This window comes from uncultured Nostoc sp., assembly GCF_964245445.1.
Classification (GTDB): Bacteria; Cyanobacteriota; Cyanobacteriia; order Cyanobacteriales; family Nostocaceae; genus Nostoc.
Map to the genome: position 1 here is coordinate 21,469 of NZ_CAXTNE010000033.1, position 16,961 is coordinate 38,429.

General features: G+C 42.8%; 12 protein-coding genes. 7 read left to right on the forward strand and 5 right to left on the reverse strand.

Going from position 1 to position 16,961, the window contains the following annotated elements; all coding sequences use genetic code 11:
- Positions 1-24 precede the first annotated feature (24 nt).
- The 3 genes from ACFE90_RS08555 to ACFE90_RS08565 all read right to left on the reverse strand — a co-directional run bounded on the left by ACFE90_RS08555 (position 25) and on the right by ACFE90_RS08565 (position 6,496).
- Positions 25-1,920, reverse strand: coding sequence for an N-acetylmuramoyl-L-alanine amidase (locus ACFE90_RS08555; protein ID WP_375499529.1), 1,896 nt, complete (start codon positions 1,918-1,920; stop codon positions 25-27).
- Positions 1,921-2,557: 637 nt separating this feature from the next.
- Positions 2,558-4,435, reverse strand: coding sequence for an N-acetylmuramoyl-L-alanine amidase (locus ACFE90_RS08560; protein WP_375499531.1), 1,878 nt, complete (start codon positions 4,433-4,435; stop codon positions 2,558-2,560).
- Between the two features lie 582 nt (positions 4,436-5,017).
- Positions 5,018-6,496 (reverse strand): cation:proton antiporter, encoded by a 1,479-nt coding sequence (locus ACFE90_RS08565; protein WP_375499533.1) that lies wholly within the window; start codon positions 6,494-6,496, stop codon positions 5,018-5,020.
- A 391-nt stretch (positions 6,497-6,887) separates the two neighbouring features.
- Here ACFE90_RS08565 and ACFE90_RS08570 point away from each other — a divergent pair, with 391 nt between their 5' ends.
- A complete protein-coding gene (locus ACFE90_RS08570) occupies positions 6,888-7,628 on the forward strand; it encodes an SIMPL domain-containing protein (protein ID WP_375499554.1) in 741 nt (246 codons plus the stop codon).
- A gap of 62 nt (positions 7,629-7,690) precedes the next feature.
- On the opposite strand, the gene ACFE90_RS08575 is transcribed toward ACFE90_RS08570, so the two are convergent.
- Positions 7,691-8,053, reverse strand: coding sequence for a single-stranded DNA-binding protein (locus ACFE90_RS08575; RefSeq protein WP_334690500.1), 363 nt, complete (start codon positions 8,051-8,053; stop codon positions 7,691-7,693).
- Positions 8,054-8,414: 361 nt separating this feature from the next.
- Between ACFE90_RS08575 and ACFE90_RS08580 the strand changes: the two genes are divergently transcribed.
- The 3 genes from ACFE90_RS08580 (at position 8,415) to mreD (ending at position 10,939) form a co-directional block, all read left to right on the forward strand.
- A complete protein-coding gene (locus ACFE90_RS08580; RefSeq protein ID WP_375499536.1) occupies positions 8,415-9,422 on the forward strand; it encodes a rod shape-determining protein in 1,008 nt (335 codons plus the stop codon).
- A gap of 89 nt (positions 9,423-9,511) precedes the next feature.
- Positions 9,512-10,297: a rod shape-determining protein MreC gene (gene mreC, locus ACFE90_RS08585; protein ID WP_375499538.1), complete on the forward strand. Its 786-nt coding sequence runs from the start codon at positions 9,512-9,514 to the stop codon at positions 10,295-10,297.
- A 24-nt stretch (positions 10,298-10,321) separates the two neighbouring features.
- Positions 10,322-10,939, forward strand: coding sequence for a rod shape-determining protein MreD (mreD, locus tag ACFE90_RS08590; RefSeq protein WP_375499540.1), 618 nt, complete (start codon positions 10,322-10,324; stop codon positions 10,937-10,939).
- 627 nt (positions 10,940-11,566) lie between these two features.
- Here mreD and msrB read toward each other — a convergent pair.
- Positions 11,567-12,061, reverse strand: coding sequence for a peptide-methionine (R)-S-oxide reductase MsrB (gene msrB, locus ACFE90_RS08595; RefSeq protein ID WP_375499542.1), 495 nt, complete (start codon positions 12,059-12,061; stop codon positions 11,567-11,569).
- Positions 12,062-12,283: 222 nt separating this feature from the next.
- On the opposite strand from msrB, the gene ACFE90_RS08600 reads away from it, so the two are divergent.
- The 3 genes from ACFE90_RS08600 to ACFE90_RS08610 all read left to right on the forward strand — a co-directional run bounded on the left by ACFE90_RS08600 (position 12,284) and on the right by ACFE90_RS08610 (position 16,847).
- A complete protein-coding gene (locus ACFE90_RS08600) occupies positions 12,284-13,702 on the forward strand; it encodes an FAD-binding oxidoreductase (RefSeq protein WP_375499544.1) in 1,419 nt (472 codons plus the stop codon).
- A 56-nt stretch (positions 13,703-13,758) separates the two neighbouring features.
- Entirely contained in the window at positions 13,759-15,114 is a 1,356-nt protein-coding gene (locus tag ACFE90_RS08605) for a (Fe-S)-binding protein (protein WP_375499546.1), read from the forward strand.
- A 428-nt stretch (positions 15,115-15,542) separates the two neighbouring features.
- Positions 15,543-16,847 carry a P-loop NTPase fold protein gene (locus tag ACFE90_RS08610; RefSeq protein ID WP_375499548.1) on the forward strand — a complete coding sequence of 435 codons (1,305 nt, stop codon included), beginning with the start codon at positions 15,543-15,545 and terminating at the stop codon, positions 16,845-16,847.
- Positions 16,848-16,961: the final 114 nt, after the last annotated feature.

A 16,961-nucleotide genomic window follows, 5' to 3' on the forward strand; every position in this document is an offset into this window, starting at 1 on the left:
CTTTTAATTAGTAATTTGACTATATTAACGCTGTAAGTATTTTAGGATGCCACGAGCGATCGCTTCTGCCATCTGATTTTGATACTCTGGTGTTCCCAATCTTGGATTGTCTTCTCGACCAGTCATATAACCTGTTTCTACTAAAATCGAGGGCATAGAGTTTTTTCTGAGAACGTAGAATCTGGCTTTGCGGGTTCCCCGGTCTTTGATTGTACCGATGTTCTGGAGGATGGTTTTGCGAACTACTTCAGCCAGAGCATAACCGCTATCATAATAATATACTTCTAACCCATTAACATCAGGGCGATTATCAACGGAATTAGCGTGAATGCTGACAAAGGCAGTCGCATTAACTCGCTGGGCAATTTCTACCCGTCCCTGAAGTTCTACGAAAAAGTCAGCATCCCGTGTGAGTACTGCTTGTACACCATTTTGCTCTAAAATTGCTGCTACCCTTTTACCTATAGGCAGGATTACGTCCTTTTCTAAAAGTCCGCCCAGACCTGGGGCACCTGAGTCTTTTCCACCATGTCCTGGGTCAATCACAACTAGTAATTTCCCTCTCTTGACCGAGGGGCGCGGTTGTGGCTGGGAGATAGGACGGGGGTTATCTATGGGGTTTGGGAATTGACTTATATCTGGCGATGGCAGAGGAGGTAGAGCAATAGGAGGTGTGACGCTACCAGAGCGTTGTAATTCTAAAGCCAAAAGCTGATCGCCAACCTGATTGAGTTCCCCAATTTGTACTCCAGCTGCTGGTTGAATTAAGACAACGACAGTATTAGATTCTTGTGGTTGCAGGCGGACTCGCAGGATAGGGCTATTAGCATTAAAAGTCGGGCCTGTAACTCTGGGGGCTAACCGAGCATTGTTGATGGTAATGCGGAACAGACCAGAAGTTCTATCCCAGCCTCCTGTAGCAGATAAAGCTTGGTCGCCTCTAATCAGCAGTTGTGTGCCATTACCAGCCAATTGCACAGACTGAATGGTAGCAGGTGAGGTGTTACTAGATGGTATTGGGCGTGGACTATTATCTCCAGGCAACTGGGCAATCCCACGACTGGGCAGAACTACAAAACCACCAATACTGCTAGTGGTTGCTCGCCAATTTTGACTATTTTCGTCCACCTGTAAAGTCATGCGAACAACAGATGGGCTTGTTTGTAGTTGACTGAACTGAATGCGGTTGACACCATAGCGATTAATTGGCAAATCGCGCTGTCCTAGATTTGGTGATAAAGTAGCGCCAGTAATATCGATGTTAACTGCCCTTTGATCGTTGCTACGATTTACCTGAATCTGAGGATTACCACCATTGGTGCGGATGAAAAAACCATCGCCTGTGACTTGTAAGTTCTCAATTTGAGTAACTCTGGCGGCAAGCATTCCGTTTTTCGGCGGATTGACAGGGTTTGCTGTCACCACGTTGTAAATATTTCTTGGGGGGAATAGTGGTGGAGATGTTCTCGGTGAAGTCTCTGTTGCTATGGCTTGTTCTTGTTGCCCCCCAGTATTTGAGGGTACATTTTCAGCTACTGGCGTAGGTAATTGTACCATCCAGCGATTGCCAGTTGTGCCAACAAATTGTACTCCCTTGGGGTCAAGAGTATAACCAGGAGTCAGTTCAACGACTATGCGCGTTGTTTGTTCGTCAAATTGCCCAACACGGATAGCGCGAATTCCGCCGCCCACCTGTTGGGTTAACTGCGGACGCCCAAATGTGGTTCCTGGCAAATCAATTACTAAACGAGTGGGGTTGAAAATTAATTGTGCTTGGGGTTGAACATCCCCTAAAGTATTAATTTCCAAACGATTTTGGTTGGTATCAAAACGCCAAGATTGGAGTCTCGCGGCCATTGCCGGCGACGACAGCATGAAGATAGTTCCAATAGTACTGGATAGTAACCAGTGTAATTTCACAGTCCTTTCTCCTAATTCACATTCATGGGAGCCGTCAGCCCCTTCCCTACGGAACGCTGCGCGTAGCTTGCTTCCCCGCAGGGGTACGGGGAAGTCAAAAGTCAAAAGTCAAAAATTTACCAAGCCCATAAATAAATTTATTTGCTCTGTACCTTTTTATTTCTGGTCAACATCTCAACATATTGGCAAATCCTCACACCGTCACCGCGCACACTTGAGTTTTGCGCTGTTATTAAGACACAGCTAATGGCGTAAAATATAGCACGCTCCTCTGATTTTGCCATGCCATGAGCCTATATAAATTTGACTGTCAATCTTAGATTTTAGATTCCTAATTTTAGATTTTTTGATTTTTGGTTCATGGCGGACTAACGCTTTGATACACTAACACCTCTTATGGTGTGAAATAATTCCATTATCAAAAATTTAAAATTCTCAACCCCCATCCCTTTATCGGTGGGGTTAATCTAAAATCCAAAATCCAAAATCTAAAATGGCTTGGCTTGCAAATCATCAGATGACAATAACAAAGAAGCTACTCCTATCCCGCCGCAAAGATACTTAAATTGTTTACTACTAAATTGGATAAAAATGGTAAAGATTAGATGTATTTACTCAATAATTTCGACTAAATTACTTATCTTCTCTTTAGATACTGAAGAACGCCACGAGCGATCGCTTCTGCCATTTGATTTTGGTAAGCTGAGGTTCTGAGCCTAGCCATATCCTGTCGACCAGTCATATAACCTGTTTCCACGAGAATAGAGGGCATAGAACTTTTTCGGAGCACATAAAATCTGGCTCGTCGCACTCCCCTGTCTTTGATAGTACTAATACTTTGAAGAATGCTACTGCGGACAATGCGAGCTAGATCCAGACCGCTATCGTAATAATAGACTTCCAAGCCATTAACATCGGGACGACTCGCACCTGCTGAATTAGCGTGGATGCTAACAAACACATCAGCATTAGCTCGTTCTGCTAATTGCACCCGTCCGGGAAGGGTAACAAAATAGTCAGAATCCCTGGTCATAATTACTTGTACGCCATTTCGCTGCAAAATCTCAGCAAGTCTCTTACCAATAGGCAAGATAACATCCTTTTCGCGTGCCCCCCCAATGCCAAGCGCTCCAGAGTCTTTGCCACCATGTCCTGGGTCAATAATAACTACCACTCGCCCATTGGTAACTCGGCGTTGTGGTTGTGTTAGGGGCTGGGGATTGGGATTGTTTGGATCTGGGAATGGCCCCCGGTTTGGCGGTGGTAGCCCAGGTAAAGCAAAAGGGGGTCTTCCGGGGAGGGCAACAACTCGCCGAGAACCTTGTATTGATACCAAAAGCTGGTCGCCAATTTGTTGGGGTTGCCCAAGTTGCACTCCGGCTGCTGGTTGAACTAAAACAACAACTGTGTTGGGTTGTTGGGGTTGCAGGCGTACCCGAAGAATGGGGCTATTGGCAACAAAAGTCGGGCCTGTAACTCTGGGAGCTAATTTGGCATTGGTAATTGTAACGCGGAATACACCTAAGGATCTATCCCAGGTTCCCGTGGCAGATAAAGTTTGGTCGCCTCTAATTAGCAGTTGTCTGTTATTATCAGCCAGTTGTACAGACTCAATTGTAGCTAGCGAGTTGTTAGCAGATGGTCTGCTGGGAAAGGAAGGTGGTTGTGACCGATTGTCAGAATTATTATTTCCAGGCAATCTGACAACTCGACTAGGTAGAACTACTAATCCACCACTGTTACTATTAGTTGCTTGCCAGTCGGGGCTATTTTTATCTACCCGCAAAATTAAGCGAACGCCAGGAGGTTGGCTTTGTAGTTGGGTAAATTCGACGCGGCTAACACCATGTCTGTTAACAGGGATATTATTCTGTTGCGCTAGAGGTGGCGATAAAAATGCGTCAGAGATATCCATGAAGATGGTAGCGCGATCGCGGCTCCGAATTACCCGAATTGGAGGATTACCACCACTGGTGCGAATGAACAACCCATCACCTGTTACTTGTAAGTTTTCAATTTTAGTCGCCCCTTGGGTAGTAGTGGCAACCCTTGAAATCCTAGGTTGAGGCTCAGAGTCTGGGGTAACAACAGTGTAAGCACTTGTGGGAGAAGAGGCTACTCTATCAACTTCTGGTCTAGGTAATTGCACCGTCCAGCGATCGCCAGTTGTACCTACAAATTGCACTCGTTTGGGGTCTAATGTATAGCCAGGAGTCAGTTCGACAACTATACGGCTTGTTTCTGCATCAAACTGCCCAACCCGGATCGAGCGAATTCCACCGCCCACCTGTTGGGTTAGCTGCGGACGCCCAAATGTGGTTCCTGGCAAATCAATTACCAGCCGAGTTGGATTGAAAATTAGTTGTGCCTGGGGTTGAACTGCTCCTACAGTATTAATTTCCAGCCTGTTTTGATTGGCATCAAAGCGCCAAGATTCAAGTCTAGCAGCCATTACCGGCGACGATAGCATGAAGATAGTTCCAATAGTGCTGGGTAGTAACCAGTGTAATTTCACAGTCCTTTCTCCTAATTCACGTTCATGGGAGCCGTCAATATCTCAACTCATTGGTAAATCATCACACCGTCACCACCTAAACTTGACCTCTGATGGCTTTTCTGATTTTTTCAACTGGTATAAAGACGCGCTTAAATCAGTTACCAGCTTTCATATTGGGTCTAAATCCTCATATTAAATTTTCCACCTTTAGAGGTAGGAATTCTGACTCCCAAGGAAGCTAGAAAACTAATAACTGATAACCGTTCACTGATAACTGTTTTTTGTTTTTCGCCATCAATGTACTAAATAGATAATTCCCATTCCTTTGAGAGGATCTAGCAAAATTTATGGGTGTTACTCCCCAATTACTTGAAAGATTTTCAAATAAAGGCTTACAAGCCAAGGGAAACTGGAAATAAATAACATTCTGAATGGTGGTAGAAATTATAAACAGACGATTATTTTACAATCACACGGGACGGAAATTTAGGAAGAGAAGTTTCCACTGCATAATTGGGCATGAGGGGAATGAGGGAGATGAAGGAGAGTTTTGAACAAGTTTCTTCCTATTCCCCATTCCCTATTTCCCATTCCCAAAGATTAGCGATCGCTAGATTCTGGGGTTACTTCCAAATTGCCACTGTCGTTTGATGCTGGCACTCTTGACTGAGGCGGTTCAATTATTAACGAGGTTCCAGAGGAACCATCTAAAATCAGTTGGTCTGAGCCTGCATCCACAGTTTTTGGGTCTGGAAATACAAATCGTAACAAAGGAGGAGCTAAAAAGGTTGTCAAGATAACCATCATGATGATTGCTGCCCCTAATGGTTTCGAGAGAGCGCCACTGGCTGCACCGACACCAGCAAATACTAATCCAACTTCCCCTCTAGGAATCATCCCCACACCAATCGCTAAACGGTTGATTTCCGGTTGACCAAACACGCTTAAGCCTGTGATTACTTTACCGAGAATGGCTACTGTGATCAGGAAAGTTGCCATAATTAAACCTTCCCGATTATCGGGAATTGCTGGGTTTAAAACTCCCAAATCGGTTTTTGCCCCAACAGTTACAAAGAAAATTGGCACTAACATATCGGCAATGGGACAGACTTGCGTTTGTAGTTCTTTGCGCTTATCTGTCTCTTCTAGAACTAAACCTGCCGCAAAAGCTCCTAAAATTGCTTCTAAGTGAATGACGGCGGCAAGGTATGCCATAGCAAAAGCGAAGATGAATGCTGGTATTACTAGTCCACCGCGTGTTTTGAGTTTATCAGCGATCGCCACAAAAGACTTATTGAAAACATTCCCTAGTAGGATTGCTCCCAAAATAAAACCAGTGGCGCTGATAATCAAATAAATGACTTTGCTTACATCCACTACCCCATCTTTAGCTAGGCTGGCAACTACCGCTAAAACGATGATTCCCAAAACGTCGTCAATTACAGCAGCACCCAAAATAATCTGCCCTTCTTTAGAATTGAGCCGCCCCAATTCTGACAGCACCTTAGAAGTAATACCAATACTAGTAGCAGTCAAAGCCGCCCCTGCAAAAATTGCGGGTACAGCAGCAATTCCAAATAAAGTCATCAGCCCGACAGTGCCAGCAGCAAAGGGTACTACTACCCCCACTACTGCAACGACGGTGGCTTGGATACCAACTGCCATTAAATCTTTTAAGTTCGATTCCAAGCCGATTTCAAACAGTAGGATGATCACACCCAATTCTGCCAAAACGGAAATCACCTCAGACTGCGCTGCAAACACGGCTGGAGTGGCTTCAGGCATTAAACCAGCAGTGATTTGAAGGAAGGACATGATCAAAGAGTTAGAACTGTCTGTGCCGCCTTCTGGAAACACTAAAAGGTGGAAAACAGAGATACCAACTACCACACCACCTACAAGTTCGCCTAAGACAGGCGGTAAACCCACTTGGTTTGATAACTCTCCACCAACTTTGCTGGCGAGATAAACGACTACTAAGCTTAGTAACACTGCTGCTACTACCATTGAACTGTCTGCGGCTTGTGTTGCGGTAGCCAGCAGAGGAAAAGAGAAGTTGATTGGATCTAACAAATGCATGGGTTCTCTGAAAATCCTTCTCTTTGATTTTGACGCGTTTCTGAAAAACATCCTATGGAAATGTTATTGGCAACTTCTTTAAATTAATTTGTGCCAAGCAAGTTCGTAGTAAGGACTTCAATCCTTAATTTTATAAGCACGCTTTGTGCTTACTACAAACCATAAAAACTAGCTTGAGAAAGTACTGGTGTAATTTTTTTAGTTTCAAAAAATGTAACCATTTCAGCTTTTGACTATGGCAGTGTCAAAGTAAGAACATACAAATCGTATCTAGCGATCGCACTTGAGTTGTGAAAAACTTGTGGTGACTGTTGACTCTCAACAGCCACTAGAAGATTGCTATATACGTTTATTAAAAACATCTGTGGATACTTTGAGGAGTGCAAATCTTATGACTAGAGCCGCTTTATCCGGTTCTCAGTTTCCCAATGGAAAGTTGTGGAAAATACTACCTTTAGCAATGCTTTTATGTGTAACTTTTACACTGCCTACATTGGCACAAGAAAAAGAGAAATTATGGCGAACCCTTAGTGTCAGTGGTCGCGGAGTAGAAACAATTCCTACAACCTTGGCGCAAGTCAGTTTAGGAGTGGAGATTCAGGGGAAAACAGCCCAGGAGGTACAACAAGAAGCCGCCCAAAGGTCATCGGCTATAGTTGCGTTCCTCAAAAGCCAAAATGTTGAAAAATTACAAACTACTGGTATCCAGCTTAATCCAGTTTACAGTTACACCAATAATGTGCAGAGGATTACAGGCTATGCTGCCAATAACACAGTAAGTTTTCGCATTCCTACCGAGAAAGCTGGTACATTATTAGATAATGCAGTGAAAGCGGGTGCAACACAAATTAATAGTATTAGTTTTGTTGCTAATGATGAAGCGATCGCGGCGGCTCAAAAGCAAGCATTAAAAGAAGCTACTCAAGATGCCCAGCAGCAAGCTGATGCTGTTTTCAGTGCTTTGGGTTTTAAATCTAAAGAAATAGTAAGCATTCAAGTTAATAATGCCAGTGCGCCTCCACCACCCATGTTTTTGCGTGCTGAAGCTGCAAAGGTAGCTGATACTTCCACCCCTGTAATTGGTGGTGAACAACAAGTAGAAGCATCGGTGACGCTACAAATTAGTTATTAGTCATTAATTATTAGTCATTAGTGATTAGCATTACTAAGAACTAATGACTAATTAATGACTAATTAAAAATGTTCTGAAGACATATCTCCTGTACCGCCCTCTCCATCTCGCTTAGAGCCTAATAAATCCAGCTGATCTACTTGAATAACTGGTGAGGATCGGTTTGCTCCTGTTTGGCGATCGCTCCATGTGTCAAACTTCAAGGAACCTTTGACGGCAATCTGTCTGCCTTTACGTACATAATTACCTGCTACCTCCGCCGTTTTTCCCCATAGTTCTAAATTAAACCAGTCGGTATGTTCGCCTTCTTTAGTGCGGCGATTAACAGCTAGTGTCAATCTACACTTAACACTACCAGACTCAAAATACTTGATCTCTGGGTCGCCGCCTACACGACCAATGAGGGTGACAACATTGATACTCATGTGCGTTACCTTTTAGTACATGCGTACTTAGTAATTTAGACTTTCATCATAGCGAATTATGAAACACTTGAAAATAATGTGTTAAACAGTTAACAATATAGTTGACTTGAAAAATTATACATATTACTTGGAGAAACACATAAAACTATACGGTTATATTAAGTTAACCAGAGAATATCAAAACATACATAGCTGAGACCTCGTAAATATTCCTGGGAATCATATAAAAATATAGTCTAGTTTACTGAACTCAGGATATAAACATAATCAAATCAACTCTACCGTTGTAGTCAAGAAGTATCGTACATAGGGGGCTTATAGACGCGTGGGTATTTTTAGGAACTTTCGCACATCATGGGATATGGGTATCGACCTCGGTACTGCTAACACCCTCGTTTATGTATCTGGTAAAGGTATTGTACTGCAAGAGCCTTCTGTAGTTGCTATCGATGTCAACGAAAAGGTAGCACTGGCAGTAGGAGAAGAAGCCAAAAAAATGCTCGGTCGCACACCTGGAAATGTGATTGCCCTCCGCCCCTTGCGCGATGGTGTAATCGCTGATTTCGATATAGCCGAGCTGATGCTCAAAAGCTTTATTCAGCGTGTAAATGAAGGCAAATCTTTAATTTTACCCCGGATTGTCATTGGTATTCCCAGTGGTGTCACAGGAGTAGAAAGGCGAGCTGTGATGGATGCAGCTCACCAAGCAGGAGCAAGAAAAGTTTATTTAATCGATGAACCTGTAGCTGCTGCCATTGGTGCAGGACTACCTGTTGCTGAACCCACTGGCAACATGATCATCGATATTGGTGGTGGGACAACAGAAGTCGCAGTGCTGAGTCTTCAAGGTACAGTGATCAGCGAATCAGTACGTATTGCTGGGGATGAACTGACTGATGCGATTCTTCAGTATATTAAGAAAGTTCATAACTTAGTCATTGGTGAGCGGACTGCCGAGGACATCAAGATTCGGATGGGTTCTGCCTATCCTACTAATGATGATAATGACGCCATGATGGAAATCCGAGGCTTACACCTGCTTTCTGGTCTTCCGCGTACTGTAACAATCAAAGCCCCAGAAATCCGTGAAAGTATGTTGGAACCGCTATCAGTAATTATAGAAGCTGTAAAGCGGACACTCGAACGTACACCTCCAGAACTGGCAGCAGACATTATTGACAGAGGTATTATGTTAGCTGGTGGTGGTGCTTTGCTCAAAGGCATAGATACCTTAATTAGCCATGAAACGGGGATTGTAACCCATATTGCCGCCGATCCTCTCTGCTGTGTTGTGCTGGGAACAGGTCGTGTGTTAGAAAACTTTAAACAGTTGGAAAGAGTTGTCACTGAAAGCTCTCGCAATATGTAGCAAAAAAAATATCAGACTTGAGTTCTATTTGGGTTTTATATAAATAGAATCCAAGTAGAACTTAATTGTTTAAGTATATTAAGGTATATATGGTTACAATACGGCGTTGGTGGGATCATAAAGGGTTACAAATCGGGTTGTTAGCTTTAGTAGTTGGTAGTGCTTGGATATTGCGACAAACTCAAGGTGAACTGGTGCTTGAGACATACCAGGCAATTACCCGTCCGTTAGAGATGTTGCAGTCAGGGCCAACTCCAGAAGAACGGCTTAGAGATGCGCGGATATTAGAATTGCAAACCCGTATAGTAGATTTGGAAAGTCAAAAGACAAAGCTACAAGATTTATTAGGCTATGTGGAAAAAGAGCCGTTGGCATCACGGCCAATTCCAGCGCGGGTAGTAGGACGTAGTGCTGACCAGTGGTGGCAACAAGTCACCTTGAATCGTGGTGCGAATGCAGGGATTCAGGAAGGCTTCATAGTCAAGGCAGAAGGCGGATTAGTGGGTTTAGTGGAGAGTGTAACTCCCAATACTAGCCGCGTATTATTAATCAGTGATCTAAAGAGTCAAGTCGGTGTATCAGTTAGCCGTACAGCAGCTAAAGGTGTTTTGCGTGGGGATTCTTCAGCAGAAGCTGTGCTGGAGTTTTATGAAAAAGTCCCAAATGTTAAGATAGGAGATTTAGTCTCCACATCTACTTATAGTCAGAAATTTCCATCTGGTTTAGCAGTAGGACGAATTAAGTCGCTGGATTTAAAAAAACTTCCCGCATCAGTAGCTAAAATTGAGCTTTTTCCGCCAATTCGCTCTCTCGATTGGGTAGCTGTTTATCCAAAGCCAGAAAACCAAGAGTTGGAAACCCAAAAGTCTAAGTAAATTTTTCAAAAAATCCATAGAAAAATGAAGATTCCTGCATTTGGTGGTAGCAGGCAGAAAAAGCCAAAATCGTCAAAGCGAAAATCGAAATTCCGAATCCAGCCACTTTCTCGTTGGCATCCTGGTGTACGTCAGTTGTTGGGTTGGATAGTGACGGCTAGTTCTGTACTGTTATGTTTACTATTATTGCCAACCCGCCTGCCGGGTATGGAATTATTAGGAATTGCCCCTAACTGGCTGTTAATTTGGGTAGTAGCTTGGAGTGTGAAGCGCACGGTGTTTGCCGGAGCATTGGCAGGTATAGTTCTGGGGCTACTTCAAGATTCAATGACATCACCTAACCCTACTCATGCCCTCAGTTTAGGTATAGTGGGAATTTTAACTGCTATGCTCCAGAAGCAACGTTTTATCGAAGAAGATTTTATTTCGATTGCTGTAATTGTCTTTGTTATGGCAGTTTTGGCAGAAACTATTTTTGGGTTGCAATTAACTTTGATCGGGAATGAGCGCAAGGTAACAGATATTTGGACATATTACCAGCGTGTTGCCCTAGCTTCTGCCATTCTTAGTAGTCTGTGGGCACCTGTGGTCTATTATCCCCTAAATCTTTGGTGGCAACGGATAAAATTGTTGGAACAATAGGAAAGGGAGCTAGGAGTTAATAAGAACATAGGTTACAGGTGACAGTAAAGAAAATTATTAGTAGGGTTCTGTACCCTGTAACCTAAGTCTTTATGCAATTTGGGCAGCCTCTGGCAATAAAGATTCAAGCTACATTGAATCAAACAACACCGTATCATGGTAGTTAGTAGCATCTATGTCTGATGCTTTCTTTTTTGCCTTAAAAAAATATCAGGTAAGTCATCTTCTGATTTCCTGACGGCAGAATATGGAAACTTTCACTGATTAACCTAGTTGGAGAACGCTGATGTCTAAGGAAAGAAAAAGTAATAAAGAAGTTAAAAAACCTAAAAAAGATCCTAAAGACAAAAAGGAGAAAAAAGACCCAAACAAATAGGACAATTTAGGTAAATAACTATAGCGAAGACCAAGAGTTGCATTTCTTTAAATTGACAATACTTCATCCAGTAGCATTAGGTAGGAGAAGTTATTGTCAACAATCTATTCACCCTTGGTCAAGCCTCAAAATTTCATAATTTAGGTTAGTGCGTGCGATATCTACGACGGGCTATGACGCTCGATAGCGCAGCGTTAGCGACGCAGGAGCGTCTGACTCGCTACCGCTTCGCTATCGGCGTCGCAACTAAATTAGGCAGGAGTAAACTTCAATGAAACCCCATTCATGCAATAGCGCTTACCTGTGGGTGCAGGGCCGTCATCAAAAACATGACCTAGATGACTACCACAGCGACTACAATGCACTTCAGTTCTGGTCATAAACAACGACCGATCTTCAGTAGTAGCGATCGCACCTTCAATCGGCTTAAAGAAGCTAGGCCAACCAGTATTACTGTTAAATTTGGTATCAGAGGTAAACAGTGGCTGTTTACACGCAGCACAATAATAAGTCCCATTGTCGTATTCCTTATCCAATGGGCTAGTGTGAGGGCGTTCAGTCCCGTGTTTACGCAATACATTAAACTGTTCTGGCGTTAAAATCGTCCGCCACTCTTCTTCAGGTTTGGTGATTTCAAATTCACTATTAGAAGTTGTCATCGGTTCTGACCCCCAATTGATATACCTTGATAACAAGGCTGTGCCGACTATTACTGCACTAGCCTGTAAAAAATACCGTTTGTCCATATATCTATTATTTTCTATTTTTAGGTTAACTGGACAATCAACTCCAGTACGGAATTCCCTACATTAATGACTATAATTAGCGATCGCCCTGAATTACACCTGATAAACTGATTAAAATTAGCTAAGAAATAACAAAATAAAGCCACCGTATATTAACGGCAATGCGCTTTTTTGGTAAGGTTAGCCAGTAAATTAAATATAGGGCGTAAAAAAATAAACTAAATGAAAGCGATGTCTAACGACAAGCCGCAAGGCGTGTGCGTTTCTGATTTTGCATCTATCGTTGGCGAAGAAAATGCTGTTTGTCTTTGGGAAAATATCGAATTAAGTCACCAAAAACGAATTCAACAGGCGATCTTTAACGAGAAGCCCTTCTCTACGAGAGGCTGCACCAACGAGTTCACAGTCGCTCGCGCTGGCTCACCGCAAGGCGTCTACGCTTCTGGAAATTCTCCCAGTTGTATCGTCTATCCCCGCACTCAACAACAGCTAGCCGCAGTCATCGCTACAGCTTACACTAACAACTGGCGTGTTCTCCCCTGTGGTAGTGGCAGTAAACTTAGCTGGGGCGGTTTAGCTAAGGGCGTTGATATTGTAGTTAGTACAGAACGCATGAACCAACTGATTGAACACGCTGTTGGGGATTTGACTGTCACAGTAGAAGCTGGGATGAAATTCTCTGATTTGCAAGCACTTTTGGCAAAATCGCGGCAATTTCTCGCTGTTGACCCCACAGCACCAGAATCAGCAACCATTGGCGGTATTGTTGCCACAGGTGATACAGGTTCTCTGCGGCAACGTTATGGTAGTGTGCGCGACCAATTACTAGGTATTACCTTTGTGCGTGCTGATGGACAAATCGCTAAAGCTGGGGGAAGAGTAGTTAAAAATGTTGCCGGATATGACTTGATGAAGTTGCTTACTGGATCTTATGGCACATTAGGCTTCATTAGTCAACTAACTTTTCGCGTGTATCCGCTACCAGAGGCATCAGGGACGGTAGTACTAACAGGTAGTGCAGAGGCTGTATCTCAAGCGGCTGATATCCTTCGAGGTTCGGCGTTAACACCAGTTCAGGCTGATTTGCTATCAACGAAACTGGTGTCCAGCTTAGGTTTGGGTCAAGGACTGGGATTAATTGCCCGCTTTCAAAGTATTAGTGAGAGTGTTAAGGAACAGTCAAACCGAATTTTGGAAGTAGGGCAAAAGTTAGCTTTAAATGGAGCAATTTTTGCTGATGGTGATGAGACTAATTTATGGCAGAGATTACAAGAACGAATCCATACTACTGCCAAAGAATCTGTAATTACTTGCAAAATAGGAGTGTTACCTACTGCTGCCGTGGAGATTTTGACTCAGGTGGAGTTGGGTTTAATTCATATAAGTAGTGGTTTGGGTTTGTTACAATTAGAGGATAAAAATCAAGTTTTGAAAGTGCGTGATGAGCTACGCTCCGCCGGAGGCGATCGCACTCAAGCAAGTAGAGGTTTTTTAACAATTCTGGAAGCACCAGTAGCGGTTAAAGAACAAATAGATGTTTGGGGCTATACGGGGAATGCTTTGCCGTTGATGCGCCGTATTAAGGAACAGTTTGATAGTAAGAATATTTTAAGTCCTGGTCGGTTTGTAGGTGGGATTTAAGAAACTAACCGCAGAGACGCTGAGGACGCTGAGATAGAGAGGGGAAAGGGAAAAATATGCAAGTATCAGAAAATTCCGTTAATAATACGGCTAGTTTAAAGAATTTGAAGGGGTTTGATGAGAATCATCCGCCTGACCCAAAATTGATTGATAGTTGTGTACATTGTGGATTTTGTCTCTCGACTTGTCCCAGTTATCGGGTGCTTGGGAAGGAGATGGATTCTCCTAGAGGACGCGTCTATTTAATGGATGCGATTAATGAGGGCGATATTGCTCTAAATACGGCAACTGTAGAACATTTTGATTCTTGTTTGGGGTGTCTTGCTTGTGTGAGTACTTGTCCTTCTGGTGTGCAGTATGACAAGTTAATTTCTGCAACTCGCCACCAAGTTGAACGAAATTATCCTCGCAGTTTACCAGACAAGTTATTTCGTCAACTGATATTTTCTTTATTTCCTTATCCTAACCTTTTACGGGTTTTATTAGTTCCGTTGTTGGTTTATCAAAAGTTGGGATTTGCTAAATTATTTCGTGCTACGGGTTTACTCAATAAAATATCGCCCCGTTTGGCAGCAATGGAATCTATTCTGCCAGAAATTACTTTCAAATCTTTTCAGGATAACTTGCCTACTGTTATTCGCGCCCAAGGTGAGAAGCGCTACCGAGTCGGGGTGATTTTGGGTTGCGTGCAACGGCTGTTTTTCTCTCCTGTGAATGAAGCAACAGTGCGAGTTTTAACAGCGAATGGTTGTGAAGTGGTGATTCCCAAATCTCAAGGTTGTTGTGCAGCGCTTCCCGAACACCAAGGACAAACAGAACAGGCGAAAGCTTTAGCAAGGCAGATGATTGATAGTTTTGCCAACACCGATGTAGATTTCGTGATTATTAATGCTGCTGGTTGCGGTCATACTTTAAAAGAATACGGTCATATTTTAGAAGATGACCTAGAATATCGGGAAAAAGCAAAGGATTTTGCAGCTAAGGTTAAAGATGCTCAAGAGTTTTTAGCAACTGTTGGGTTAACAGCAAAACTATCGCCACTGATTGATAAACCCTTGAATTTGGTTTATCAAGATGCTTGTCATTTATTGCATGGACAAAAGATTAGTGTGCAACCGCGTCAGGTGTTGCGGCAAATTCCAGGGGTGAAGTTGAGAGAACCGATAGATGCAGCTTTATGTTGTGGCAGTGCTGGGGTTTATAATATGCTGCAACCAGAAGTTTCTGAAGAATTGGGTCGGCAAAAAGTGCAGAATTTGTTGAATACTGGTGCTGAGTTAATTGCTTCTGCTAATCCGGGGTGTACTTTGCAAATTACTAAATATTTGCACTTGCAAGGTAAGAAGATTTCAGTTATTCACCCGATGGAGTTGTTAGATTATTCGATTCGGGGTGAAAAGTTGAAATTGTAGACATTTTTTGTAGAGTAGACACTTGTCATTGATTTTAAGGCAAAAGCCAAAGCTACGTTTTTACTCTACTCTCGAAAAGCCTACAGTGTACACACAAGTCTGAAATAGCTGATTAACCAGGGTTTTACCCCACCTTAACCCTCCCCGTATGTATTGGGAAGAGAACAAGATTTCTTATATTCCCCCCTTTATGGGAAGAGAACAAGATTTCTTATTTCCCCCCTTTATAAGAGGGGTAATTTGACTTGTATATACACCGTAGCGTCGCTTGTGGGGAGGAGTTGGGGGTGGGGTTCATCTGAATTCTGTTTAATTAAACAGACAAAAAATTACTCAATCTGAAAAAGCTTTTTCCGAAATAGCCGCTTTATCGTCTGTATAATCACTGAAATGGACAAGTGTATCAGCCTAATTTCGGGTAATTTGTGATGAAATTAGATTTAGTTAGGTTTTTTCAAGCTTGCAATCCTAGTAAGACTCTGGTTGTGAGCAAACCGGAGGATAGACAATATTATATTGATTTCTCCAAAGTGCGTGGTGCAAAGATTATTGAAGAACTTGGGCGAACTATCACTCGCCTTGCACCTGAGCAACCTACTTGTCAATTATTTACCGGACATATCGGCTGTGGCAAATCCACTGAGTTATTACGGCTAAAGGCAGAGTTAGAGCAGCAGGGATTTCATGTGGTTTATTTCGAGTCTAGCCAAAGCCTGGATATGGCTGATATTGATGTTACAGATATTTTACTGGCAGTAGCTCGTGAAGTTAGTCAAAGTCTGGAAGCAATAAAAATTAATCTGAAACCAGGATACTTTAAAAATCTATTTACGGAAATTTCAGAGTTTTTGCAAACGCCGTTAGATATTGGGGTTGAGGCTGAATTATCTGTAGGTATTGCCAAGATTACCGCCAAAACTAAAGACAGTCCTAAACTTCGCGGACAGTTACGGCAATATTTAGAACCGCGTACCAATGGCATTTTAGAATCAATCAACAAAGAATTGCTCAAGCCTGCTAGAGACAAACTGAAGCAGCAAGGTAAAAAAGGACTGGTGGTAATTATAGATAATCTCGACCGAGTGGATAATTCTTTAAAGCCTTCCGGTCATTACCAGCCAGAATATCTCTTTGTTGAACGGGGTGAACAGTTAAACCAGCTAAATTGTCATGTTGTTTATACAATTCCGTTAGTGTTGATTTTTTCCAACGCTTTAGGCAGGTTAACAAATCGCTTTGGCGCAGACCCCAAGGTTTTGCCGATGGTTCCTGTACAACTACAAGATGGTTCACAATTTTCACAAGGAATCATCCTGCTGCAACAGATGGTTATGGCGAGGGCTTTTCCTGGTGTCAGTTGGGAACAAAGCCAGCATTTAATTACTGAGGTTTTTGATAGTCCTGATACTTTAGAGCGACTTTGCCAAGTTAGCGGTGGTCATTTGCGTAATTTGTTGATGTTGTTGTTTCGCTGTCTTCAGCAAGAAGACCCACCTTTGTCGCGGGAGTGTGTGGATAGGGTGATTAAACAACGCCGCAATGAGCTAACTTTGGCAATTACGCCCGATGAATGGGAATTACTGCGTGAGGTGACGCAAGAGAAAAGCTTGAGAGGTCATGAAAGATACGAACTTTTGCTCCGCAGTATGTTTGTATTTGAATACCGGGATGAGGATGGTTCTTGGTTTGATATCAATCCGATTTTGGCAGAAGCCAAGGAATTTAGGTTATAAATCGGCTGTAGAGGCGTAAAGTTGTAAGCTCTTACCTATGAGGTATTTTGTAAAATGGCACAACATTAACGGTGTCAGCAAGTGCGGGAGCTACATCAGCAAGTGCGGGAGCTA